Source organism: Rhizobium tumorigenes (assembly GCF_003240565.2).
Taxonomy (GTDB): domain Bacteria; phylum Pseudomonadota; class Alphaproteobacteria; order Rhizobiales; family Rhizobiaceae; genus Rhizobium; species Rhizobium tumorigenes.
Genome location: NZ_CP117255.1, coordinates 1,011,588 through 1,037,147, shown reverse-complemented (window position 1 = coordinate 1,037,147; position 25,560 = coordinate 1,011,588). Strand labels below are relative to the sequence as shown.

21 protein-coding genes are annotated in these 25,560 nt (G+C 60.0%); 7 read left to right on the top strand and 14 right to left on the bottom strand.

The genetic code is table 11. The features are described from left to right. Window positions 1–11 precede the first annotated feature (11 nt). Window positions 12–383 (bottom strand): response regulator, encoded by a 372-nt coding sequence (locus PR017_RS05130; protein WP_111220600.1) that lies wholly within the window; start codon window positions 381–383, stop codon window positions 12–14. 132 nt (window positions 384–515) lie between these two features. Here PR017_RS05130 and PR017_RS05125 point away from each other — a divergent pair, with 132 nt between their 5' ends. From PR017_RS05125 to PR017_RS05115, 3 genes are all read left to right on the top strand, one after another. Beyond that, window positions 516–824, top strand: coding sequence for a DUF3572 domain-containing protein (locus PR017_RS05125; RefSeq protein ID WP_111220599.1), 309 nt, complete (start codon window positions 516–518; stop codon window positions 822–824). A gap of 2 nt (window positions 825–826) precedes the next feature. Beyond that, the gene (locus tag PR017_RS05120) at window positions 827–1,468 is read left to right on the top strand and encodes a hypothetical protein (protein ID WP_111220598.1); all 642 of its coding nucleotides are present in this window, start codon (window positions 827–829) and stop codon (window positions 1,466–1,468) included. 110 nt (window positions 1,469–1,578) lie between these two features. After that, a complete protein-coding gene (locus PR017_RS05115) occupies window positions 1,579–2,874 on the top strand; it encodes a DNA polymerase IV (RefSeq protein ID WP_111220597.1) in 1,296 nt (431 codons plus the stop codon). A 90-nt stretch (window positions 2,875–2,964) separates the two neighbouring features. Here PR017_RS05115 and PR017_RS05110 read toward each other — a convergent pair whose 3' ends face one another. Continuing rightward, window positions 2,965–4,818, bottom strand: a complete 1,854-nt coding sequence (locus PR017_RS05110; RefSeq protein WP_111220596.1) for an ABC transporter ATP-binding protein — start codon at window positions 4,816–4,818, stop codon at window positions 2,965–2,967. A 249-nt stretch (window positions 4,819–5,067) separates the two neighbouring features. Further along, entirely contained in the window at window positions 5,068–5,760 is a 693-nt protein-coding gene (locus PR017_RS05105; RefSeq protein WP_111220595.1) for a type 1 glutamine amidotransferase domain-containing protein, read from the bottom strand. 180 nt (window positions 5,761–5,940) lie between these two features. On the opposite strand from PR017_RS05105, the gene PR017_RS05100 reads away from it, so the two are divergent. Continuing rightward, window positions 5,941–6,864 (top strand): LysR family transcriptional regulator, encoded by a 924-nt coding sequence (locus PR017_RS05100; RefSeq protein ID WP_111220594.1) that lies wholly within the window; start codon window positions 5,941–5,943, stop codon window positions 6,862–6,864. A gap of 227 nt (window positions 6,865–7,091) precedes the next feature. Further along, on the top strand, window positions 7,092–8,354 hold the full coding sequence (locus tag PR017_RS05095; protein ID WP_111220805.1) for a L,D-transpeptidase family protein: 1,263 nt from the start codon (window positions 7,092–7,094) through the stop codon (window positions 8,352–8,354). A 5-nt stretch (window positions 8,355–8,359) separates the two neighbouring features. Here the strand turns inward: PR017_RS05095 and dnaE are convergent, their stop codons facing one another. Beyond that, on the bottom strand, window positions 8,360–11,854 hold the full coding sequence (gene dnaE / locus PR017_RS05090; RefSeq protein ID WP_111220593.1) for a DNA polymerase III subunit alpha: 3,495 nt from the start codon (window positions 11,852–11,854) through the stop codon (window positions 8,360–8,362). A gap of 357 nt (window positions 11,855–12,211) precedes the next feature. Here dnaE and PR017_RS05085 point away from each other — a divergent pair, with 357 nt between their 5' ends. Then, window positions 12,212–12,796, top strand: coding sequence for a hypothetical protein (locus tag PR017_RS05085; protein ID WP_240539001.1), 585 nt, complete (start codon window positions 12,212–12,214; stop codon window positions 12,794–12,796). Window positions 12,797–12,904: 108 nt separating this feature from the next. Further along, window positions 12,905–13,369, top strand: a complete 465-nt coding sequence (locus PR017_RS05080; protein ID WP_111220592.1) for a DUF5680 domain-containing protein — start codon at window positions 12,905–12,907, stop codon at window positions 13,367–13,369. 12 nt (window positions 13,370–13,381) lie between these two features. Here PR017_RS05080 and PR017_RS05075 read toward each other — a convergent pair whose 3' ends face one another. From PR017_RS05075 to nuoL, 10 genes are all read right to left on the bottom strand, one after another. Continuing rightward, entirely contained in the window at window positions 13,382–14,065 is a 684-nt protein-coding gene (locus PR017_RS05075; protein WP_111220803.1) for an ABC transporter ATP-binding protein, read from the bottom strand. A gap of 16 nt (window positions 14,066–14,081) precedes the next feature. Then, the gene (locus tag PR017_RS05070) at window positions 14,082–15,395 is read right to left on the bottom strand and encodes a lipoprotein-releasing ABC transporter permease subunit (protein WP_111220591.1); all 1,314 of its coding nucleotides are present in this window, start codon (window positions 15,393–15,395) and stop codon (window positions 14,082–14,084) included. Between the two features lie 17 nt (window positions 15,396–15,412). Then, window positions 15,413–16,735 (bottom strand): proline--tRNA ligase, encoded by a 1,323-nt coding sequence (gene proS, locus PR017_RS05065; RefSeq protein WP_111220590.1) that lies wholly within the window; start codon window positions 16,733–16,735, stop codon window positions 15,413–15,415. Window positions 16,736–17,338: 603 nt separating this feature from the next. Further along, the gene (locus PR017_RS05060; RefSeq protein ID WP_111220589.1) at window positions 17,339–17,614 is read right to left on the bottom strand and encodes a DUF1467 family protein; all 276 of its coding nucleotides are present in this window, start codon (window positions 17,612–17,614) and stop codon (window positions 17,339–17,341) included. Window positions 17,615–17,730: 116 nt separating this feature from the next. Next, window positions 17,731–18,135 (bottom strand): methylmalonyl-CoA epimerase, encoded by a 405-nt coding sequence (gene mce, locus PR017_RS05055; protein WP_111220588.1) that lies wholly within the window; start codon window positions 18,133–18,135, stop codon window positions 17,731–17,733. Window positions 18,136–18,157: 22 nt separating this feature from the next. Beyond that, window positions 18,158–19,828, bottom strand: a complete 1,671-nt coding sequence (locus PR017_RS05050) for a ribonuclease J (protein ID WP_111220587.1) — start codon at window positions 19,826–19,828, stop codon at window positions 18,158–18,160. Between the two features lie 16 nt (window positions 19,829–19,844). After that, the gene (locus PR017_RS05045) at window positions 19,845–20,609 is read right to left on the bottom strand and encodes a biotin--[acetyl-CoA-carboxylase] ligase (protein WP_240539000.1); all 765 of its coding nucleotides are present in this window, start codon (window positions 20,607–20,609) and stop codon (window positions 19,845–19,847) included. Further along, window positions 20,606–22,045: an NADH-quinone oxidoreductase subunit NuoN gene (nuoN, locus tag PR017_RS05040; protein ID WP_111220585.1), complete on the bottom strand. Its 1,440-nt coding sequence runs from the start codon at window positions 22,043–22,045 to the stop codon at window positions 20,606–20,608. Before nuoN ends, PR017_RS05045 begins: the two co-directional genes overlap by 4 nt. A gap of 17 nt (window positions 22,046–22,062) precedes the next feature. Continuing rightward, window positions 22,063–23,571, bottom strand: a complete 1,509-nt coding sequence (locus PR017_RS05035; RefSeq protein WP_111220584.1) for an NADH-quinone oxidoreductase subunit M — start codon at window positions 23,569–23,571, stop codon at window positions 22,063–22,065. Continuing rightward, window positions 23,571–25,556: an NADH-quinone oxidoreductase subunit L gene (gene nuoL, locus PR017_RS05030; RefSeq protein ID WP_111220583.1), complete on the bottom strand. Its 1,986-nt coding sequence runs from the start codon at window positions 25,554–25,556 to the stop codon at window positions 23,571–23,573. The genes PR017_RS05035 and nuoL overlap by 1 nt, the downstream gene beginning before the upstream one ends. Window positions 25,557–25,560: the final 4 nt, after the last annotated feature.

Sequence of the window (25,560 nt, the reverse complement as noted above, 5' to 3'; positions counted from 1 at the left end):
TTTTTCAACGCTCAGGCGTCGCCCAGATAAGTCTTTATTGTTTCAATGAATTTCGGCACGGAAATCGGCTTGGAGACATAGGCTTCGCAGCCGCCCTGGCGGATACGCTCCTCGTCGCCCTTCATCGCGAAAGCAGTCACGGCAATCACGGGAATGACGTGCAGTTCGTCGTCTTCCTTCAGCCATTTCGTCACTTCCAGCCCGGAGACTTCCGGCAGTTGGATGTCCATCAGGATCAGGTCGGGACGGTGCTTGCGGGCGAGCTCGAGCGCCTCCATGCCGTTGCGGGTCTGGATCGTCGAGTAACCGCACGCCTCGATGAGATCGCGAAAGAGCTTCATGTTCAGCTCATTGTCTTCGACAATCATCACTTGCTTGGGCATAATACAGTGTCCTCGCCACCGGCCTTGAATCCACTCAGCGAAAATATAAGGTCGCGCGGAAGCCGATTCGATAAATCCGTTAGGGTGACGCTAGCGGCATTTGGTTGAGAAAAAGGTAATTTGCCCCGCGAAATGCAAAGCAACTTCAAGATGCCAAAAGGATCTGACGCAGATCCGCAGGAAATCGCCATTGCTGTACTCGGATGGCTGGCAAACGAGCCGGATATGTTCGGCCGCTTCCTGGCGTTGACCGGTATGGAGGCAGCCCAGTTGCGCAATGCTGTCAACGAGCCAAGCTTTCTCGGAGGTCTCCTGGATTTCCTGATGAACCACGAGCCATCGCTTATGGCTTTTTGTGTGGCGACAGGCACTGCGCCGGAGGCGGTGATGGCGGCTTCAGCACACTTCTCCGCTCCAGGCCTCGGCTCGGGAGAATACTGATCTTGGACGAGACAACTGACATCGGACATGTGCCGCTTCGGGACAGGCCTCTCGTGGTTTGCGACATCGACGAAGTCGTTCTTGAGTTTCTGACGCCGTTCACCCGCTTTTTGCGCGCCAGGGACCACGACCTTTTGGCGCGCTCCTTCCGCATTCACGGCAACGTCGTCTCGAACCATGATGGGACGGTGCCGGACGACGATACCGTTTCGGCCTTCCTCGAGGATTTCTTCCTGACGCAGGACCAGTGGCAGATACCGGCCGAGCGCGTCGTCGAAACGCTGACCGGCCTTGCCGGAGATGCCGATATCGTCTTCCTGACGGCCATGCCGCCGCGCCACCAGCAAACCCGCCGCGCCGTGCTCGACAGGTTCGGTCTTCACTTTCCGATGATCGCTACCGAGCAGCCAAAGGGGCCGGTGCTTGCGCGGTTGCATGGCGACAGGCCCCAGCCGGTTGTGTTTCTGGACGACATCGAGAAAAACCTGCTCTCGGTCGGAAAGTCCGTGCCGGATTGCCTGCTGGTCAACCTCATGGCCAATGCCGATTTCCGGCCGTTCCTCCCGGTGCCCTCGCCAGGGATCGTCAGCGTGGAGGACTGGTCTGCGGCGGACAGGTTGATCCGGGCGCATATCGGCCTTTGAGGTCCGGGACTGCAGGCACTTATACATGCTCCACCTCTTGCGCCGATTTTCATCCTTGAGTGGTAGCACCATAATGCATAGAGTGATGATGTTCAACATTTGTTCTCATCATGACCTATACCCCTGATATCATGCTCGGCTTCTGCCGCGATTGCCTGAGCGACCAACCGGCGGTCGTCAAGCGTTGCCGTGCCTGCGGCAGTCCAAGGCTTGTCTACCACCGCGAGCTCAACGACCTGACGCTCGCCCATATCGATTGCGACGCCTTCTATGCATCGGTCGAAAAGCGTGACAATCCGGAGCTTGCAGACAAGCCGGTAATCATCGGAGGCGGCAAGCGCGGCGTCGTATCGACCTGCTGCTACGTCGCCCGCATTCACGGCGTTCGCTCGGCCATGCCGATGTACAAGGCACTCGAGGCCTGTCCCGACGCGGTCGTGATTCCCCCGGACATGCAGAAATACGTGCGGGTCGGCCGCGAGGTGCGGCAGATGATGGAGGAGTTGACGCCGCTGGTGCAGCCGATTTCCATCGACGAAGCCTTTCTCGAACTGGCGGGCACGCAGCGTCTGCACCAGGACCGCCCTGCCCGCATCCTCGCGAAGTTTGCCAGGCGCGTGCAGTCCGAGATCGGCATCACGGTGTCCGTCGGCCTGTCCTACTGCAAATTCCTCGCCAAGGTCGCCTCCGACCTCAACAAACCGCGCGGCTTTTCGGTCATCGGCCGGCAGGAGGCAGTCGAATTCCTGGCGCCACGTCCCGTAACCACCATCTGGGGTGTCGGCAAGGCGTTTGCCACGACGCTGGAGGGCGACGGCATCCGCACCATCGGCCAGCTGCAGGCGATGGATGAAGGAGCCTTGATGCGCCGCTACGGCGTCATGGGGCAGCGGTTGTTCCGGCTGGCGCGCGGCATAGACGATCGCGAGGTGCATCTGAACGACCCGGCCAAGAGCGTGTCCGCGGAGACGACCTTTTTTGAAGACATCTCCCGATATGACGACCTCGTGCCTGTTCTGCGCAACCTCTCCGAAAAAGTGTCGAGACGCCTGAAGAAGGGCGACATCGCCGGCCATACCGTGGTGTTGAAGCTGAAGACGGCGGACTTCAAGAGCCGCACCCGCAACCGCAAGCTCGAAGACCCGACACAACTGGCCGACCGGATTTTCCGGACCGGGCTCAGGCTGCTGGAGGCCGAGACCGACGGCACGAAATTCCGCCTTCTCGGCATCGGCGTCGGCGACCTCTGCGACGCCGGCCGCGCCGATCCGCCCGATCTGGTGGACGAGCCCGCCGCCCGCCGGGCCGCAGCCGAGGCGGCGATGGACAAGCTCAGGGCCAAGTTCGGGGATGCGTCGGTGGAAACGGGGTACACGTTTGGCACCGGGAAGCGCGAGCGGTCGTGAAGGCCTGAAGAGGTGCCCCTTCACTTATGCTGCCAGAGCCGCCCAGAAAAACTGCGAGGCTGGTTTGTGTCTGGAAATGCATGCGATCCTCTAGCCGATCTCCTCCGGCATAAAGCCACCCGTCTGGCGTTTCCACAGACGGGCAAACAGGCCGTCCTGTTCGATCAGCGCATCCGGCTTGCCCTCCTCGACGATCCTTCCCTGATCGAGAACGACGATCTTGTCCATTCTGGCAATCGTCGACAACCGATGGGCGATGGCAATCACCGTTTTCCCTTCCATCACTGCGTTCAGCCTTTCCTCGATGGCCGCCTCCGACTCACTGTCCAGGGCAGAGGTCGCCTCGTCGAGCACTAGGATCGGCGCATCCTTCAAAATGACGCGCGCAATCGCAATCCGTTGCCGCTGGCCGCCGGAGAGCTTGATGCCCCGATCTCCGACGAAGGCATCCAACCCCTTGCGCCCCTCGCCGTCGGCAAGCTCGGCAATGAAATCGTTGGCCCGTGCAGCCTGTGCTGCTGCCTCGATCTGACCCTGAGACGCTTCGGGGCGGCCATAGCGGATATTGTCTGCGACCGAGCGGTGGAGGAGCGCTACGTCCTGGGCGATGACGCCGATCCCCTTGCGCAGGCTCGACTGGGTGACCTCCCGGATATCCTGGCCATCGATCAGGATCGTGCCGGCAGTGATATCGTAAAATCGAAGCAGCAGGTTCACCAACGTCGTCTTGCCGGCGCCGGAGAGGCCGACGAGCCCGATCTTTTCGCCGGGTCTTATCGTGAGCGAGAGATCGGTGATGATGGCCTTGCCCGATGCATAGGAGAAGCCGACGCCCTCGAAGCGGATCTCCCCATGCGACACGGAGAGGTTCTTCGCACCGGGCATATCGGTAATCGTCTGCGGCGTCGTCATCACAGGCATCGCGTCCTTGATGGTGCCGAGCGCCTTGAAGATTTGCTGGCCCATCTGCAGGAAGGTGAAGGATCCCGCCGACAGACGCTGCAGGATATAGACCGTCGCCACGAAATCGCCAACGGTGACAAAGCGGTCGTAGAGCCCGACGAACCCGATCCCCAGCATCACCAGCCAGAGCAACATGTTGAAGCTGATGACGACCAGTTCGGTTGTCCGGTAGATACGCTGCTCATGATGGAGCGTACGCACCGCCTCGGACATGATCTTCCTCAGCGTGCCCGCCTCGCTGTCTTCGGCGGCAAACTGCTTGACCATCTGGATATTGCTGTAGAGGTCAGTCAGCGCTCCGGAGATGAGGCTGTTCTGCTTGGCGGAGCGACGGGCACGTTCCGTGAAATCGGGGACGACCTTGATGGTGAAGGCAATATTCAGCGCAATCCAGACAATGACGGGAAGCGCCAGTTGCCACGACAATGCCAGCAACAGGAATACGGAGCCGAAGATCTGCAACATGAAGCGCGGCGCGGTCTGGAAGGTGATCAGCATCTGTTGCTGGACGGCATAGGCAACCTGGTTGAGCCGCGACGCGACCTGGCCTGCAAACAGGTCGTGGAAGAAAGCAAGGTCCTGTCGCTCCACCGCCATGTGCCCCTGCCACTGGATGGCGATGGGCAGGCTGATGCCGATGGTGTGGGAATTCAGGATATTGGTGACATAGAAAAATATTGGCATGACCGGGAAGATCATCAAGGCGAGCAGCACCAGCAGCCCCGACCGGCTATCGACAAAGCTCGCGACGCCCTGCGTGGTGATGCCATCGACAATCACCGAAAGCCCCCAGATGATCGTCAGGTTGATCGCCTCGACCACCATCGAACACAGCGCCATGGCAATCAGCACGCCGCGGAACATTTTAATCAGGTGGAGCAGAACTGCGATGGGGCCTTTGGTGGGTAATGGCCGATAAGGGATATCGAGCGGCCGGATCAAGGTTTCGAAGGGACGATAGATCGCATCTGAAATCGACATAAGCCGCTCCGGTGATCATCGGAAAAGCGCAAATTCTGGGCGAGTGAATATCATACCAGCAGTTCGTGGCGGCAATCTCAATGGGAAATCGAAACCGCATCCGAAAAGTGAATGCGACTGAAGTGGTCCGCCGCGCTGAATTCGGAGGCGACACAACTGCCGCAACTCCCATGGCCCCATGAAAATGGCCAGGCTTGACGGCCTGGCCATTGTTCGAAAAACATCTGCGGGAAACGCTGTTAACCTTGCTTACGCAGCCTTGGCGGCGGTCAGTGCTGCGACAAGGATGCCTGCCGTCTCAACGGAAGAGCCAGGATTCTGGCCGGTGATCAGGAGACCGTCCTTGATTGTGTAGGACGCCCAGTCATCGCCGCTGGAATAGACGCCGCCGTTCTGCTTCAGCATATCCTCGACCAGGAAAGGCACGACATCCGTGAGGCCGACGCCATCTTCTTCCGAGTTCTTGAAGCCGGTGACCTTCTTGCCGCTCACCAGCGGTGTTCCGTCGGCAGCCTTCACGTGGCGCAGAACACCCGGTGCGTGGCAGACGAGGGCAACCGGCTTGCCGGCCCGGTAAGTGTTTTCAATCAGCGCGATCGAGGTCTTGTCTTCTGCAAGATCCCACAGGGGGCCATGGCCGCCGGGATAAAAGACGCCGTCAAAGTCTTCGTGCGACACGGAGTCAAGCTTAACGGTGAAGGCGAGAACCGCCTGGGCCTCAGGGTCGGTGTGGAAACGGCGGGTCTGCTCCGTCTGGGAGCTCTCTTCGTCGCTCTTCGGATCGAGGGGCGGCTGGCCGCCAGCCGGCGAAGCGACGGTGATATCAGCACCCGCCTGACGGAATGCATAATAGGGAGCGGCGAACTCCTCCAGCCAGAAACCGGTCTTACGGCCAGTGTTGCCAAGTTCGTCATGCGAGGTCAGAACCATCAGAATTTTCATTTTACAGATCCCATCGAGGGTTTCGAAATCGGGCCCGACACCACGCCACGCCCTCCTTCCGGGTTCGACGAGCCGCTTGTGGCGGCGCCGTCGTTTCCGATGAGGTGACTATGCGCGCCATCAAGGAATTTCGGAAATTTATTAGTTGTATTTCAGATATTCATCAAAGATGATGACTGGATGAAGTATGATCTCAATTTGCTACCGGTTTTCATCGTCATGATGGAGGAGCGCAATGTCACCCGTGCAGCCGAGCGGTTGGGCATAACCCAGCCGGCCCTGTCGAACGCCCTGAACCGACTGCGCGAGACGCTGCGCGACCCGCTGTTTATCCGGGAGCGCTATGGCATGAGGCCGACGCAGATGGCAGAAGAGCTAGCCCCTGTAATCATCGATGCTCTCGCCAAGATCGATGAGGCAATCGTCGGGCAGCAGGATTTCGATCCGCGGCACGCCGAGCGGCTCTTCACTATCGCACCGAACAGCTATGTCGAATTTGTCCTGATGCCCTCGATCGTTTCGAAACTACGCGAACGCGCGCCCGGCATCAGGCTGCGTCTCATACCCTTCAACAACGATGCCACGGAAGCCGGCGCGGTATCCGGTGCGACCGATATCGTGATCGGCCGGATCGTGGAACCGCCGGACAACCTCGTCGTCCAGCACCTGATGGACGATGGGCTGGCCTGTGTCGTAAGAGCCGGACATCCTGACATCCGCGACGCTATCTCAAGGGAACAGTACGAGACCCTCAAGCATGTCAACGTTATCCCGCCTGGACGGCTGCGGGCCGGTCTTTTCCAGGCACTTGGACAGAAGGGCCTGAACCGCGAGGTCGCCGTTTCCGTCACACACTTTCTGGCCGTGCCAGAGATGATCGCCGTGACAGACTACTGCGCCACCCTGCCCGGCCTCATTTGCCGCCACCTTGCTGCGGACCCGCGATTGCGGGTCCTGCCTGCGCCCGTGGACCTCGGCACATTCCCCGTCGAATTGGCTTGGCACGTCCGCTATCGCCAGGACCCGGCCCACCGCTGGCTAAGATCCCTGATCGTCGAGGTCACGAAAGACATGGTCGGGAGCCTCGGTGGCGAAGAGAGATAAGCCTTGTCAGACTTCGATGGGGCTAAAGAGCCTGAAGTCAGGAGTCACACGCGCTGGCTAACACTGTCGAAATTGGATGGCTGTAGGGTTTACTTATCGCCAAGCCGCTGTGACAATATCATTGCGTGCTAACGCAATCTTTAATTGCATTCCAAGAGGTCTCAAGTCTTCCTTAAACTTCAGTCGCTATGGTCATCGTCACGAGTATTGCGTTTTTGGTGGACATCATGTTTACGCGTCTGGTTCTTGGTATCGGCCTGCTTTCGGCCACCGCACTGACCCATCCGGCCGAGGCGGCCGATGCCCGGGTACTTCAGATCGTCGTGTCGACGAACCGGCAGCAGCTATCGGTCTATGACGGCGACACCGTGGTTGCGACCTCGAAAGTATCGACTGGAAAATCCGGCCATTCGACGCCATCGGGCATCTTTTCGGTCCTGGAAAAGGAGGTCTACCACCGTTCCAACATCTATTCGAATTCGCCGATGCCGTTCATGCAAAGGCTGACATGGTCGGGCATCGCCCTTCACGAATCGAGCTCTGTGCCGAACTATCCGGCATCTCACGGCTGCGTGCGCATGCCGAAGGCCTTCGCCAAGAAGCTCTACGCGATGACGCAGCCCGGCGTGCACGTGGTCATAAGTGACACCGCCGTCGCACCCCAGCCGATCGAGCACGCCACGCTGTTTCATCCGCTGGCTCCGACGATAAGCGGCCCGATGTTTTCCGAGCTGTCTTTGCGTCCGACGACCTCGGGCTTCCTGCTGCGCGCCGAGCCGGTGGAGGTTGCCATGAACGACACCGCCTCGCTGCCACCGGCGCCGGCGCTCACTGCCCCGCGCAACGAGGCGCCGCTCAGCATCCTGATCACCCGGCGCGGCTTGCGCGAAAACGTCCGCGATCTCCAGCAGCTTCTATCCACCCTCGGTTTCGATGCAGGCCTTCCTGATGGCTATCTCGGCCCTGCCACCGTCCGGGCTATCCGCGATTTTCGCAGTGCCCATGGCCTACCCGCAATAGGCGGACTGATCGGGCCGGAACTGATGAAGGCCGTCTATGCCGCCGCCGGCAAGGGCGAGCCACCGAACGGTGCGATCATGGTACGTCAGGGCTTCAAGCCGGTGCTTGAGGCATCGGCCACCATTGCCGAGCCACAGGAAGCGCTCGGAACGCATTTCTTCACGGCCCACGACGTGGAACGCGCCATTGGTCAGGCGCAGTGGTATGGCATGACGCTGGAGGGCGACCTGTCCAAGGATACGAAAAAGCGCTTCGGGATCACCAGCGAGCAACAATCGGAGGGCTTGGATGCCGCCGACCGGGCGCTTGATCGCATCTCCATCCCCGATGACGTCAGGCAAAAGATCGAGGGCCTTCTGACAACGGGATCGTCTCTGACCATATCGGACACCGGCGTCGGCCCGGAGACCGGCGATGGCACCGACTTCATCACCATCACGCGGCGTGGCGGCCTGGCGACGAAGGGGTAACCCTGTCAAACCAGCTCGACGTCTATGACCCCCGGCGCACTTCGCATGGCGGCGGCAATTTCCGGTGAGATGCGGTACTTATCGGGCAGCGCGACTTCAACCTCGCGCTTGCCGTCTTCCTTGATGACGATGAAGGATACAAGGCCGTCGCCCCTGGCGTTGAGATGGGCGGCCACCATCTTCAGCGGGCCTGAATCGCGCACGAAGACGCGCATGGCCTTCTGCATCTGCAGCGATTTTTCCTCCAGCGACTGCACGGAATTCAGCCGCAGGCTGATACCTTCGGGCCTCTCCTCGGCGGCGGCCGTCAGCACGAAGGATTTGCCCACCTCTAGGATGTCGCGGTACTGCGCCAGCAATTCGGAAAACATGACAGCCTCGAACTGGCCGGTGGCGTCCGAGAATGTGTAGATCCCCATCTTGTTGCCGGTGCGCGTCTTGCGCTCCTGCTTGGCGATGACGGTGCCGGCCAGCCGCGCATTGCCGGCGCCGTGCTTGATGCCGGCAGCAAAGTCGGCAAAGCTCTGCACCCGTAATTTGTCGAGTACCCCGCTATAGGCATCGAGCGGATGGGCGGTGAGGTAGAAACCGAGAACCTGGAACTCCTTCAGCAGCCGTTCGGAGGCTAGCCAAGGCGTGAAGGCCGGGAAGGAAATCCTTTCCGGGCCTGAGGCGGAGCCAGAGCCGAACATGTCATGCTGGCCGCTGCGGCGGTTTTCCTGCGCAAGCTGGGCATAGCCAATCAGCCGTTCCATGCCTGCCAGAAGCTGGGCCCGGTCGATCCCGAAGCAATCGAAGGCGCCGGCATACAGCAGGCTTTCCAGAACGCGGCGATTGACCTGTTTCGGGTCGATACGCAGGCAGAAATCCTCGATACTGGCAAAGGGCTTGTCACCACGCACTTCGACGATGTGTTCGACGGCGGCATCGCCAACTCCTTTGATGGCAGCCAGCGAATAGAAGATCGTCCGGTCGCCGGTCTGGAAATGGCGGAACGAGGTTTGTACCGAGGGCGCCACGACGTCGATGCCCAGGCGCTTGGCATCCTGACGGAAATCGTTGACCTTTTCGGTGTTGGCCATGTCCAGCGTCATCGACGCGGCGAGGAACTCGACCGGGTAGTGGGCCTTCATATAGGCCGTCTGGTAGGAGACGATGGCGTAGGCGGCGGCATGCGACTTGTTGAACCCGTAATTGGCGAATTTGGCCAGAAGTTCGAAAATGTTGTCGGACTGCACCTTCGAGACGCCGTTCTTCATCGAACCTTCGACGAAGCGAACGCGCTGCTGGTCCATCTCCGCCTTGATCTTCTTGCCCATGGCGCGGCGCAAAAGATCCGCCTCGCCGAGCGAGTAGCCCGACAGGACCTGGGCGATCTGCATCACCTGTTCCTGGTAGACGATGACGCCCTGCGTTTCCTTGACGAGGTGGTCGATCATTGGGTGGATCGACTCGATCTCCTCCTCGCCGTGCTTGCGGGCATTGTAGGTCGGGATATTTTCCATCGGGCCGGGACGATAAAGCGCCACCAGCGCGATGATGTCCTCGATGCAGTCGGGCCGCATGCCGAGCAGCGCCTTGCGCATCCCCTGGCTTTCCACCTGGAAGATGCCGACCGTTTCGCCGCGCGCCAGCTTCTCGTAGGTCACCGCGTCATCGAGTGGAATGGTGGCAAGATCGACCGATATGCCGCGGAGTTTCACGAAATCGACTGCCGTCTTCAGCACCGTTAAAGTCTTCAGGCCGAGAAAGTCGAACTTGACGAGACCAGCCTGTTCGACCCACTTCATGTTGAACTGGGTGACCGGCATGTCGGAGCGCGGATCGCGGTACATAGGCACCAGCTTCGACAGCGGCCGGTCGCCGATGACGATACCGGCGGCGTGGGTCGAGGCGTGGCGATAGAGACCCTCCAGTTTCTGGGCGATGTCGAGCAGGCGCGCGACCACCGGCTCCTTGTCGGCCTCCTCCTGAAATCGCGGCTCGTCCTTGATCGCCTGTGCGAGCGTCACCGGATTGGCCGGGTTGTTCGGCACCAGCTTAGATATCTTGTCGACCTGGCCATAGGGCATTTCCAGCACGCGGCCGACATCGCGCAGGGCGGCACGGGCTTGCAGCGAACCGAAGGTGATGATCTGCGCCACCTGCTCGCGGCCGTACTTCTTCTGGACGTAGCGGATGACTTCTTCGCGCCGGTCCTGGCAGAAGTCGATGTCGAAGTCGGGCATCGACACACGATCGGGATTGAGAAAGCGCTCGAACAGCAGCGAGAAACGCAAAGGGTCGACATCGGTGATGGTCAGCGCATAGGCGACCAGCGAGCCTGCTCCCGATCCGCGCCCGGGACCAACCGGGATATCCTCGTTCTTCGCCCACTTGATGAAGTCGGCAACGATCAGGAAGTAGCCCGGAAAACCCATGCGCTCGATAACGCCGAGTTCGAATTCCAGCCGGTCGCGATAGACCTGTTCGTCATAGCCCGGCGCCGTGCCCAGTGTCGCCAGCCGCATATCGAGCCCTTCGACAGCCTGAGCCCGCAGTTCAAGCGCCTCGGCGCGCTCGGCCTCCTTCGGATCATCGCTGGCGCCGGTAAAACGCGGCAGGATCGGCTTGCGGGTCTGCAGCACGAAGGCACAGCGCTCTGCGATCTCGATGGTGTTGGCCAGCGCCTCCGGCAGATCGGCAAACAGCTTTGCCATTTCGGCGCGGCTTTTCAGATAGTGGTCCGGCGTCAGGCGAAACCGGCTGTCGTCCGAGACGATCGCATTGTGGGCGACAGCCATCAGCGCATCATGGGCATCGTAGTCGTCGCGGGTCGGAAAGAAGGCCTCGTTGGTGGCGACCAACGGCAGTTCGTGCTCGTAGGCGAGTGCAATCATGCGTTGTTCGTGGCGGCGATCATAGGTGCCGTGGCGCTGTAGCTCGACATAGAGCCGGTCGCCGAACAGCGCCTTCAGGCGCAGCAGCCTCGCCACCGCCTTCTGCGGATGGCCTTCCTTGATTTCGATATCGACGGGCCCACCAACGGAGCCGGACAGCGCGATCAGGCCGTCTGTACCGATCTCCTCCAGCCAGGACGCCTTGACGTGCACGGCCTGACTATTGTCGCCGCCGAGATAGGCGCGGCTGACGAGATCGACCATGCGCTCATAGCCGGCGTCGCTGGCCGCCAGAAGCACGATGGCAGGCAGCTTGGTGAGCCCCTGCTGGCCGTTGCGCTTCTCGCCCTCGACGGCGTCTTCCATGTCGATTGAAACCTGGCAGCCGATGATCGGCTGCAGGCCTTCGTCCATTGCCTTCTGGGAGAACTCGAGCGCGATGAACAGGTTGTTGGTGTCGGTAATCGCCAGAGCCGGCTGGCTGTCGCTTGAAGCCTTGGCGAGGATCTTCTTGAGCGGCAAAGCGCCTTCTAGAAGCGAATATGCCGAATGCACACGCAGATGCACGAACTCCGGCGACGATCCCGAGGGTCCGCCCTGCCTGTCAGTTGCCTCTGCCATGATACGCCCTTCCGCATGCCCGAATGAATCGGTGCTATTGTCGGCATAGCGGCTGGCAAAGTCCAGAACAACTCAAGTCGGCACGACCACGCGGGGGCGGTCATACCCGAAAACTTACATCGCCATGACGATGATCGACAGGCTGGCGACGAACATGACGATGGAGGCGAAAGCGGCGACGTCTCGAATAATATCGGTCATTGGGCCTCTCCGGTGTTGTTATGTTCCTTATATGTTCTGTTTACATTCACCTGTCAACAGCATTTTCAGCGGGCTTGACTCAAATGCTGCCACGCAAGGCCCTATGGCTGGAAGCGCACCGACGCCATGCTATGAGCGTGCGTGGAGGAGATGATTATGAAAAATTTGGCCCTGTCGCTGCTCGGTGCTGCCTTATGCGTGTCGAGTGCATTTGCCGGCGATATCGCGCCGGAAAAGATCATCGGAGCTGCGATCGGCGACTGGAACAGGGACGGCAATGCTGACCTCGCCCTGCTCATCACCCCCGAGGAAGACGGCGACGACATCGGCATCGACATCTACCTGCGCGACAAGGAGCATCTCCTCCTTCATCTCGCCGCAGCAGCACCGAACAAGGTATCCGGCAATACCAGTCTCAACGGAATGTTCGGCAGGGACGCAGGCATATCGGCCCAGCCTAACGGCTCGATCTCCGTCCATTCGGAAAACAGCGGTGGTGGACGCGACCGCTGGGAGCAGACGCTGACGATAGCTTATCGCAACGCGACGTTCGTCGTTGCCGGCTTCACTTACACCCATCACGACACGCTGGATCCCGACAACAGCGGCACCTGCGATAATGTGCTTAGCGGCAAGGTCAGCAGCGGTGGCAAGGAACGCAAGGTCGACGCGAGGACAGTTGCAGTTGCCGACTTGGCGGATCAACCCGCCTTGGACGCGTGTGGCATCCGCGATGAATGAGCGTTGGGACAATTACCGCGCCTGCGATCAGATACATTTGTTCTTATTTTGTTCTTTACACGGCCGCATCAAAATGCAACCCTGGGAATGCACTCTGGGGGAGCAGTTATGGATTGGGCGCTGCTGAATGACTTTATCGTCGTGGCGAAATCGCAGACCTACGTGGCGGATGCGGTGAAACTATCTTCCTGTCGTCCGGGATCCCACGACATCGGTTATGAGGGCGGTCGCTGGCGCTATCTCGACAGCTATTTTGGAGGCTCCGATTTTGCCGGCCAGGAGGTGGTGTGGTTTTCAGGCGAGGCCATTTGGGCGATGAATTATTTCGGGAGGATCATCGAGCCTGCACTGATCGATGCTGCGAAGGCAGGCTGCGTCATCAAGGCAGCGTTGCGGCATCTCTATCTCGAGGAGAAGCGGTTCCTGGGCGGGCTGGAGTTCGACCATGACTTCGGTCGCTACAAGGACGAGAGTCTCGGTGATTGCACCCATTCCAGCGGGCGGGAGCATATCATGGTCGACGGCCGCGCGGCCTATGAACTCGATTATCGCGGCGGCCTCATCGTGCCTTGACCGGCACGACCATCAGAATTCGACGACCTTGCCGCCCGAGATCGTGACGCGACGGTCCATGCGGGCAGCGAGATCGTGGTTGTGAGTAGCGATCATCGCGGCCAGGCCCGATTGGCGCACCAGAGCCTCCAAAGCATCGAAGACGTAGTGGGCGGTGCCGGGGTCGAGATTGCCGGTCGGCTCATCGGCGAGAAGCACCAATGGCGCATTGGCGACGGCACGGGCGATGGCAACGCGCTGCTGTTCGCCGCCGGAGAGTTCGGCCGGGCGGTGCTCGCCGCGATGGCCGACGCGCATGTAGTCGAGTAGCTGGTTTGCCCTGGCCCGGGCCTCCTTCTGCGTCAGTCCGGCGATCATTTGCGGCATCATTACGTTTTCGATAGCCGAGAATTCTGGCAGCAGGTGGTGAAACTGGTAGACAAAGCCGATGTCGTTGCGACGGATGGCCGTGCGCTTCTCGTCGGTGAGGTTGTTGCAGGGATTACCGTTGATCGTCACATCGCCGGAATCGGGCTGCTCGAGCAGGCCGGCGACGTGAAGCAGTGTCGACTTGCCGGTGCCGGACGGAGCGACGAGCGCGACTATTTCGCCGCGATGGAGCGCGAAATCTGCGTCCTTCAGGATCGAGAGCATGGTCTCGCCCTCACCATAGTGGCGATCGATGCCGGTCAGCTGAAGCACGACGTTGGATTTCATGGAAATGCTGGCATCCTTATTCATAGCGCAGCGCCTGGACCGGGTCGAGCCGCGAGGCACGCCAGGCGGGGAAGATCGTGGCGAGGAACGACAGGCAAAGCGCCATGACGACGACGGTAACAGTTTCGCTGAGGTTCATCTCGGCCGGCAGCTTGCTCAGGAAATACAGCTGCGGATCGAACAGGACGGTGCCGGACACCCAGGAGAAAAATTTGCGGATGGATTCGATATTGATGCAAACGAGGACGCCGAGCGCCACACCGCCAAACGTGCCGACGATGCCGATGGCTGCCCCGGTCATGAAGAATATCCGCATAATGGAGCCGGATGTTGCCCCCATCGTCCTCAGAATGGCGATGTCGCTGCCCTTGTCTTTCACCAGCATGATCAGGCCGGAGATAATGTTGAGCGCCGCGACCAGCACGATCATCGTCAGGATCATGAACATGACGTTGCGCTCGACCTGGAGGGCCGAGAAGAAAGTCTCGTTGCGGGCGCGCCAGTCGGTGAGATAGACCTGCCGGCCGGCCGCAGCTTCGATCAGGGGCTTGATGGTATCGACATCGTCGGGCTTGTTGACGAAGATCTCGATGGATTGGACGATGCCGGGCGAGTTGAAATAGAGCTGCGCTTCCTCGAGCGGCATGAAGACGATGGAAGAATCATATTCGGACATGCCGATCTCGAAGATACCGGAGACCGTGTAGGACTTCACGCGCGGGTTGACGCCGAATGGCGTGACGTCGCCGTCGGGGGCAATGAGAGTGATCTGGTCGCCGGCGGCCAGACCCAGCTGCTGCGCCATGCGCGAGCCGATCAGCACACCGGTGCCGGCGGCAAAGCCCACCATGTCGCCGCTCTTGATGTTGCCGGAGACAGTCTTGAGCTTCTCCAGATCCTCGGCACGGATACCGCGGATCAGCGCGCCGCTGCCGACGCCACCACGGCCGGAGGCGAGCGTTTCGCCCTCCACCAGCGGCAGGGCCATTGTCACGCCCGGAACAGCCGCGAACTTCTTGGCAAGTGCCGCATAGTCGTTCAGCGGAGTATCGATGGGCTGCACGATGACATGGCCGTTGAGGCCGAGGATACGGGAAATGAGTTCGGTGCGGAAACCGTTCATGACCGCCATCACGATGATCAGCGTCGCGACGCCGAGCATGATGCCGATGAAGGAAAAGCCGGCAATCACCGAGATGTAGGCTTCCTTGCGCCGGGCGCGCAGGTAGCGCCAGGCAACGAGCCGTTCGAATGCAGAGAACGCACGCGACGGCGAGCGAGCGCCAGACGTCTTTTCCTGCTTGGCCACTGCCGCGCCGCTTACCGCCATACCCTGTCGTCCTTCGCTCAGCCCAGAAGGCGGTTGATTGCAGCGTCCATGGTCATGGTCTCGCGCGCACCGGTCTTGCGATCCTTGACCTCCACCTCGCCCGACGCCACGGAGCGCGGACCGACGATGATCTGCAGCGGCACGCCGATCAGGTCTGCCGTCGCGAATTTTGTGCCGGCCCGGTCGTCGCGATCATCGAGGAGGATGTCCCTGCCCGCCTTGGTAAGCGTCGAATAAAGCTTTTCGCAGGCAGAATCACAGGCTTCGTCACCCGCCTTCATGTTAATGATGATGGCATCGAAGGGAGATACGGATGCTGGCCAGATGATTCCGTTTTCATCGTGCGACGCTTCGATGATGGCGGGCACCAGACGCGTCGGCCCGATGCCGTAGGAGCCCATGTGAACGAGGTGCTCCTTGCCATCGGGACCCTGAACCTTGGCGTTCATTGGCTCGGAATATTTGGTGCCGAAATAGAAGATGTGGCCGACTTCGATACCGCGTGCGGAAAGGCGCTCGCTATCGGGGATGGCGTCGAAGGCCACCTCGTCGTGCATTTCGGAAGTGGCGGCATAGACCGATGTCCACTTTTCGAAGATCGCGTTGATACCGGCGATGTCGTCGAAGTCCGTGTCCTCGGCGGGGATGTCGAATTTCACAAAGTCGCGGTGGCTGAAGACTTCCGACTCGCCGGTGTCGGCCAGAATGATGAACTCATGGCTGAGGTCGCCGCCAATGGGGCCGGTGTCGGCGCGCATCGGGATGGCGCGCAGGCCAAGCCGCTCGAACGTCCGCAGGTAGGCCGCGAACATCTTCTTGTAAGAATGTTCTGCACCCTCCTTGGTCAGGTCGAAGGAATAGGCGTCCTTCATCATGAACTCGCGCGAGCGCATGGTACCAAAGCGCGGACGGATCTCATCGCGGAATTTCAGCTGGATGTGATAGAGGTTGAGAGGCAGATCCTTGTAGGATTTGACCGACGAACGGAAAATGTCGGTGATCATTTCCTCGTTGGTCGGGCCGTAGAGCATTGGCCGGTCCTGACGGTCCTTGATGCGCAGCATTTCCTTGCCGTACGCTTCGTAACGTCCGCTTTCCTGCCAGAGTTCGGCCGACTGAAGTGTCGGCATCGACAGCTCTATGGCGCCGGAGCGGTTCTGCTCCTCGCGGATGATGTTGTTGACCTTGTCGAGAACACGCTTGCCGAGCGGCAGCCACGAGTAGATGCCCTGGCTCTGCTGTCGGATCATGCCGGCGCGCAGCATCAGACGATGCGAGACGATTTCCGCTTCCTTGGGATTTTCCTTGAGGATAGGCATGAAGTATCGGGACAGGCGCATCGCATATTCCAGAGGTTGCATGGATCCGCTTTTAGCGGAATCGCAAAAAAGTTAACGCTGGGGGCGTTCATAGCTGCTTCGCAGGCGGAAAGAAACCCGCATTTGCCCGCCTTCACAGTGCATCGGAGGCCCGGCATGCGCCATCCCCACCTTTCGGCACACCGCGCCAAAATGACGCACGATTGACGACTTTAGCAAAAACTTGTCAACAGAAAAAATTTGCGCGAGTGTAACAAATATGCAAAAAAACAGATGACAAAGCCCCATCCTTGGGCTAGTTTCAGCTCACAAAAGAGGCAGGATGATTAAATTCCTGTCGATCTCGCGGTCAAGTCTTGGGAGGATTAGATCTTAGGCGCGCTTCGTCGCAGCCCCGGTAACGGTTACGGATCACGCGATACTTTGAAAACAAGGCTTCTGGCCTTGTTTTTTTTTGGCTTCTCACAAGGCCCAACATATTAACGACGATATGACAGATCGGACTGCACAAAGCGTGGTCTATGCAGCCGATAGATGAGAGGCGTGTGACGCAGTGCACGGGTTGCAGCAAACACAGCAACCCTGCCGATTATTGCCTGCCACCCGCTGCGACATCCAATTCCACTATTCGAAGCGCGGAACGATCTGCGGAATGGCGTCGATACTGAGGCCCAGATAGGTGGAACAGATATACCACGTGCCGTAGAGAATACCGGATGTCAGCGTCGTCAGCATCACCACCCTTGCAGCCCTGAATTTCGTCGGGGCGCTTGCGACAGTGCCGAGCACAACATGGTTATCTTCCTCCTGCGTGCGGAGGCCGATCGGCAGAATGGCGAAGAGCGTGATCCACCAGACGACGAAATAGACGGCCATTGCCGATAGTACAGGCTGTATCATGCTGCGCTCCTCACCACAGATGGCAGCCAGCGGAAATCAAGACCGGACTGCACACTCTCCCGCCCCGACTATAGGGGCAACGCGAGGCGGCGCCAAGCACTGCCGTGTGCTTCTTGTCAGATCTGTTCGAGCTCGATCAGCGTGCCCAAGAAATCCTTGGGATGGAGGAAGAACACCGGCTTGCCATGTGCGCCTATCTTAGGCTGACCGTCGCCAAGCACCCTCGCCCCGCAGGCAAGCATCCGGTCGCGGGCGACGATGATGTCGTCCACCTCGTAGCAGACATGATGCATGCCGCCGTCCGGATTTCGGGCAAGAAATGCCGAAAGCGGCGAGCCGGCACCGAGCGGCTCCAGCAATTCGATCTTGGTATTGGGGAGTTCCACGAAAACGACTGTCACGCCGTGGTCGGCGAGCGCCTGCGGCTGAGACACTGCCGCCCCCAGGGTGTCGCGGTAGACGGCGACAGCGGCAGCCAGGTCGGGGACGGCGATCGCAATATGATTGACCCGCCCGAGCATGGCTGCCTCCGTCTGTGATGCCTCAGATCTTGTTCATGAAGACGGTGACGATCGGCTTCTTTCCCCAGACCGCGTTGGCTGTCGAGCGAACGGCGCGGCGTACCGCTTCCTGCAGCATGGCGATATCCTTGCGGCGAGCGCGCGGAATGCTTTCGATGGCGCTGACGACCGCGTCGAACAGCGTGTCCTCCATCTCCTCGCCCTCGACGTCGAACTGCGGCAGCCCGATGGCAACGAGGTCAGGATCTCCGACGATGTCCAGCTTGCTGTCGAGCAGGACGTTGATGGTGACATGGCCGACGAAGGAGAGCTTCTTGCGGTCGCCGATGCCCATTTCATCATAGTCGCCGATCAGCGTGCCGTCCTTGAAGATACGGCCGTGCGGCGCTTCGCCGATGACTTCGACGGGACCTGGCGCCAGGCGCAGGATGTCGCCGTTGCGAACCTTCGGCACAAGCGGAATGCCGGACTGCTCGCCGAGCAACTTCTGGGCGACGAGATGGGCGGCCTCGCCATGCACAGGCACCAGCACCTGCGGGCGAACCCACTGGTACATCTGCTGCAATTCGTTGCGGCGGGGATGGCCGGAGACATGCACGAGGGCATCGTTGTCGGTGATGATCTGGATGCCCTGCTCGATCAGGCCGTTCTTGATATCGCCAATAGCCTTTTCGTTGCCGGGAATGGCACGCGACGAAAACACCACGATGTCGCCGGACGACAGCGCGACGTTGCGCATCTCGTCACGGGAAAGCTTGGCGAGCGCTGCGCGCTGCTCGCCCTGACTACCGGTCAGGATGATGACGACCTTGTCGCGCGGGATGTAGCCGTACTCGTCTTCGGCGATGAACGGCTTGATGCCCTCCATCAGGCCGTTGTCGCGGGCAACTTCCACGACGCGCTTCAGCGACGAACCAAGTAACAGGATCTCGCGTCCGGCTGCTTCCGCAGCCTGGGCGACGGTGCGGATACGGCCGACGTTCGAGGAGAAGGTGGTGATCGCCACCCGGCCTTCGGCGCTGGCGATGATCCTGCCGAGACTTTCGGACACGGATTTTTCAGATGGCGAAACGCCGTCGCGCATGGCGTTGGTGGAATCGCAGAGCAGCGCCAGAACGCCCTCGTCGCCAACCTGGCGGAAGCGGGCTTCATCGGTGAAAGGTCCAAGCGACGGCTCGTGATCGATCTTCCAGTCGCCAGTGTGGACAACATTGCCGAGCGGCGTGCGGATGACCAGCGACATCGGCTCGGGAATGGAATGGTTCACGCCGATAGCCTCGACCTCGAACGGACCGATATTCACGCGGTCGCCGGCCTTGAACGGCGTGATCGGGATCTGGCCCATGGTGTTGCGCTCGTAGTTGCGCTTGGCTTCCAGCAGGCCGGCGGTGAAACCGGAGGCATAGACAGGGACATTCAGACCAGGCCACAGGTCGTTGAGGGCGCCGTAATGGTCCTCATGTGCGTGAGTGATGATGATCGCCTTGAGGTTCTTGCGTTCCTTGGCGAGAAACCGGATGTCGGGCAGCACGAGATCGACGCCCGGCAGGTCCGGACCGGGGAAAGTCACGCCGCAATCTACCATGATCCATTGACGATGGTCCTTGGGGCCGTAGCCGTAGAGCGCGAGATTCATGCCGATCTCGCCAACGCCGCCCAGCGGCAGGAACACCAGTTCGTCTTGATTAGCCATTCTGTTCTTTAATCCATTATCCGAAAAAGACGTCGCCTGCGGCGATCGTCATCAGCCGGCCATCGCCGGTATCGAGCTTGAGCAAGCCACTATCATCTATCCCTGCGAAATGGCCGGAAATCGACCGGTCAGGCAGGTTTACCGTTATCTTCTCGCCGATGCCGCAGGCGACCTTTCGCCAGCGCGCTACCGTCTCAGCCACACCGTGGCCGCCGTTCCATTCCTTCAAAGCGCCTGCCATCGCCGAATAGAGGTACGCAAACAACTCTTCAGGCGAAACCGCAGCGCCTTGCTCGGCAAGCGAAGTCACCGGGTATAGCGGGTTGTCGGGCATGACCGCAACATTTATGCCGATGCCTATCACAAGTGCGTAGCGGCCGTCCGACAGCGCCTCGCCTTCGATCAGAATACCGCTGGTCTTCTTACGGCCGATCAGGACATCGTTTGGCCATTTGACTTCGACCGGGTTACCGCCGGCTGGAATCACCGACCGCACCGCCTCCTGCACGGCAACCGCAACGGCGAGAGGAAGCGATCCGATCCGCTCCATCGGCGCGAGATCGATAAGCAAAAGCGAAGAGTAGAGATTGCCCGGCTCGGACACCCAGGCACGGCCACGACGCCCGCGCCCACCTGTCTGCCTTGAAGCCGTGACCCAGAGATTGCCGCTGTCGCCGGCCCGTGCCCGCGACAAGCACTCGCTGTTGGTAGAGATCGTCTCGCCAAGCGCCACGTGCCGATAGTCGACCTCCCGCCGACGTCCTGTATCCGCCGCCGTCAAAACAGCGTCGTGGCCGCGACGTCTGCCGCCGTGCCAAGCGCGCCGCCGAAGAAGGCATAGGCGAGCACGAAGATGCATGAAGCACCGAAGACGATGCGCAACGTGCCGGGAACACGCGCAAACTCAACGGTCGCCTTATCGAACCACATGACGCGAACGACGCGCAGATAGTAGTAGGCGCCGACGACAGAAGCCATCAGGCCGATAACCGACAAGGCATAGAGTTTAGCTTCGACGGCTGCCGTGAAGACGAAATACTTGGCAAAGAAGCCAGCCATGGGCGGAATGCCGGCCATGGAGAACATCTGGATCGTCAGCACGAATGCCATGAAAGGATTGGTCACCGACAGGCCGGCGAGATCGCTGACCTTCTCGACGCGTGTTCCGTCCTTCAGGCGCATAGCCATGATGCAAGCGAAGGCGCCAAGCGTCATGATCATGTAGATCAGCATATACATCATCACGCTCGACACGCCGTGCGCATTTGCGGCGGCAAGGCCGACCAGCGCATAGCCCATGTTGGCGATCGACGAATAGGCCATCAGCCGCTTGATGTTGGGCTGGCCGACAGCGGCAAAGGAGCCGAGCAGCATAGAGGCGATTGCGACGAAGATGATGATCTGCTGCCAGTCGCCGATGATGGGGTGGAAAGCGGTGGTGGTGATACGCACCAGCAGCGCCATGGCCGCGACCTTGGGCGCGCCCGAAAGAAAGGCGGTGACGCCGGTGGGTGCACCTTCGTAAACATCGGGCGTCCACATATGAAACGGCACGGCCGAGATCTTGAAGGCGAGACCGGCGATCACGAAGACGAGGCCGAACACCAACCCCAGCGAGCGTCCGCCGGCCAGCGCCGTGGCGATGCCGTCGAAGGTGGTGTGGCCGGTGAAGCCGTAGACCAGCGACATGCCGTAGAGCAGCATGCCGGACGACAGGGCGCCGAGCACGAAATATTTGAGGCCGGCTTCCGTAGAACGCAGGCTGTCACGATTGATGGCGCAGACGACGTAAAGCGCCAGCGACTGAAGTTCGAGTGACAGGTAAAGCGAAATCAGGTCGTGGGCCGAGATCATCAGGACGATGCCAAGTGTCGCCAGCAGAAGCAGGACCGGATATTCGAAGCGGTCGAGCTGCTCGTCGCCGCCCTCGCCCATCACCATGAACATGGCAACGCCCGAGCCCACCAGGGCCGTGATCTTCATGAAGCGGGCGTAGCCATCGGCGACGTAGGCACCGCCATAGGCCGAGCCGGTGCCCTGGACAAACAGGATCCACAATGCCGCGGCGATGAGAACCAGAATGGCAAGTCCGGTGACCAGCCTCCCCGAACGTTCACCTGCGAACACGCCAACCATCAGCAGCACCAACGCGCCGACGGCAAGGATGATCTCCGGGACGGAGAGATAAAGACTAGCTGAAATTGTTTCCGCGATCATGTCCAAACGTCCCGTTCTTACTTCGGCTGTGGGGCAAGCGGCGTGACGTGCAGCGCTGCATTATAGTTATGTATCAGCAAGTCGACCGACGCAGCCGAGACGTCAAAGACAGGCTCCGGATAGATGCCGAAGAACAGCGTTACGATGATCATCGGATAGACAATGAATTTTTCGCGGATCGAGATGTCGAGCAGATCCTTGATCTTCGGGTTGGTGATCGGACCGAAGATCATCCGGCGATAGAGCCAGAGCATATAGGATGCCGACAGGATGACGCCCGTGGCGGCGAAGAATGCCGTCCAAGTGCTGACTCGAAAGATGCCGATCGTCGTGAGAAGTTCGCCGACAAAGCCGGATGTTCCGGGCAAGCCGACATTGGCCATGGTGAAGAACATGAACGCCACCGCGTATTTCGGCATGGTACCGACGATGCCGCCATAGGCCGTGATGTCGCGGGTGTGCATGCGCTCATAGATGACGCCGACGCAGAGGAACAGCGCGCCGGAAATCAGACCATGGGAAAGCATCTGGAACAGAGCACCGTGTATGCCCTGCTGGTTGACCGCGAAGATACCCATCGTCACGTAGCCCATGTGGGCGACCGAAGAATAGGCGATCATCTTCTTGATGTCCGTCTGCATCAGGGCCACGTAGGACGCGTAGATGATGGCGATGACCGAGAGCACCATCATCATCGGAGCGAAATAGGCGGACGCGTCGGGGAACATCGGCAGCGAGAAGCGCAGGAAGCCGTAACCGCCGAACTTCAAAAGCAGCGCCGCAAGGTCGACCGAGCCTGCGGTCGGTGCCTCGACGTGTGCGTCGGGAAGCCAGGTGTGAAACGGCCACATCGGCACTTTCACAGCGAATGAAACGAAGAAAGCCAGCCATAGCCAGAACTGCATTCGCTCCGGATAGTGATGGGCAAGGATGTCCGGAATGGCGGTGGAGCCGACCTCGTTATAGACGACGATGATCGCCACCAGCATGAAGATCGAGCCGAGCAGCGTGTAGAGGAAGAACTTGAACGAGGCGTAGATACGTCGTGGTCCGCCCCATACGCCGATGATCAGGAACATCGGGATTAGGCTGGCCTCGAAGAACACGTAGAACAGCACGATATCGAGCGACGCGAACACGCCGAGGATGACCGTTTCGAGCACCAGGAAGGCGATCATGTAGTCGCGGACGCGATAGGTGATCGCATTCCATGAAGTCAGCACGCCGAACGGCATCAGGAATGTCGATAGCACAATGAACAGCATGGAGATGCCGTCGACGCCGACATGATAGGAGATGCCGCGGGCAAGCCAGTTGTATTTCTCGACCATCTGGAAGCCGGCATTGCCGTTGTCGAAGCCGACCCAGACGAATATCGACACCAGGAAGGTGACGAGCGTCGTCACCAGCGAAATGATCATAATGTTCTGGCGGCCGGCGGGTGTGTCGTCACGCATGAACAACAACAGCAGGCAGCCGACCAGCGGCAGGAAAATGACCGTGGAAAGAATTGGCCAATCGGTCATCAGATAGAACTCCCGAGCATCATCCAGGTAACGAGGGCTGCAACGCCGAGCAGCATCGCGAAGGCGTAGTGGTAGAGGTAGCCGGTCTGCAGGCGAACGACCTGATTGGCAAGGTCGACGACGCGGGCGGCAACACCGTTCGGGCCGAACCGATCGATCGTGCCCTCGTCGATGCCGTGCCACAGGAAGCGGCCGAGCGCCTTGGAGGACCGGACGAACAGGAAGTCATAGAGTTCGTCGAAATACCACTTGTTGAGCAGGAATTCGTAGAGCACACGCTGCTGGCGTGCCAGCGCCTTCGGCGTCTCGGGCGACTTGATGTACATGTACCATGCCAGCACGAAACCGATCACCATGGCGATGAACGGGCTGAGCTCGACCCACGTTGGCAGATGTTCCATCTCCTCGAGGATATGGTTGGTCGGCGACATGAACAGGGCGCCCTTCCAGAAGTGCTCGAAGCCTTCGCCGACGAATTCGCTGTGGAAAACGAAACCGGCTGCGAGTGCGCCGAGACCGAGCACATAGAGCGGCACCAGCATGACGTTCGGAGATTCATGGACATGGTGCATGACCTCGTGCGAGGCGCGCGGCTTGCCGAAGAAGGTGAGGAAGATCAAGCGCCAGGAGTAGAAGCTGGTGAACAGCGCCGCGATGACCAGCAGGGTGAAGGCGAAGCCTGCAACCGGGCTGTTCGAGGCGAAGGAGGCTTCTATGATGGCATCCTTGGAGAAGAAGCCTGCAAAGCCGATCGAGGTGAACGGAATGCCGAAGCCGGTAATCGCCAGCGTGCCAACGATCATCATCCAGAATGTCTTCTGGATATGCGGGCGAAGACCGCCCATCTTGCGCATGTCCTGCTCGCCGCCGACCGAATGGATGACAGAGCCGGCGCAGAGGAACAACAGCGCCTTGAAGAAGGCGTGGGTGAAGAGGTGGAAGATTGCCGGTCCGTAGGCGCCGACGCCGAGCGCCACGAACATGTAGCCGAGCTGCGAACAGGTCGAATAGGCAATCACACGCTTGATGTCGTTCTGCACCAGACCGACGGTCGCGGCAAAGAAGGCCGTGATGGCACCGACGGTGGTGACGACGATCAGCGCATGTGGCGACAGTTCGAACAGCGGAGACATGCGGGCAACGAGGAACACACCAGCCGTCACCATGGTGGCGGCATGGATCAGCGCCGACACCGGTGTCGGGCCTTCCATGGCATCAGGCAGCCAGGTGTGGAGCAGGAACTGCGCGGACTTGCCCATGGCACCCATGAACAACAACAGGCATACGGCCGTCAGCGCGTTCGAGCGGTCGAGATGCATACCGAGGAAAGTCATGACGGTTTCGTTGGCGCGTTCGCCGGCTGCAAACGACTGGGCATTCGAGAAGATGACGTCGAAGCTGACGGAGCCGAAGAGCACGAAGATGCCAGCGATGCCGAGCAGGAAGCCGAAGTCGCCGACGCGGTTGACAACGAACGCCTTGATGGCGGCGGCATTGGCGGACGGCTTCTGGAACCAGAAGCCGATCAGCAGGTAGGATGCAAGGCCGACGCCCTCCCAACCGAAGAACAGCTGCAGCAGATTGTTGGCGGTCACCAGCATGAGCATCATGAAGGTGAACAGCGACAGATAGGCGAAGAAACGCGGGCGATGGGGATCGTCGTGCATGTAGCCGATCGAGTAGATGTGCACGAGCGTCGAGACGGTGTTGACGACGACGAACATGACGGCGGTCAGCGTGTCGATGCGCAACTGCCAGGAGACATCGAAGCGACCGGACTGCATCCAGCGGAACAGGTCGACGACGAGCGTTTCCTGGGTGCCGAGGGCAACCTGGAAGAAGACGATCCACGACAGGACGGCGACGATAACCATCAGGCCGGATGTGAGATATTCCGACGCCTTGGCGCCCATCTGCCGGCCGAAATAGCCGACGATCAGGGCACCGATCAGGGGAAGAAAGACGATTGCCTTATACAACAACATAGCG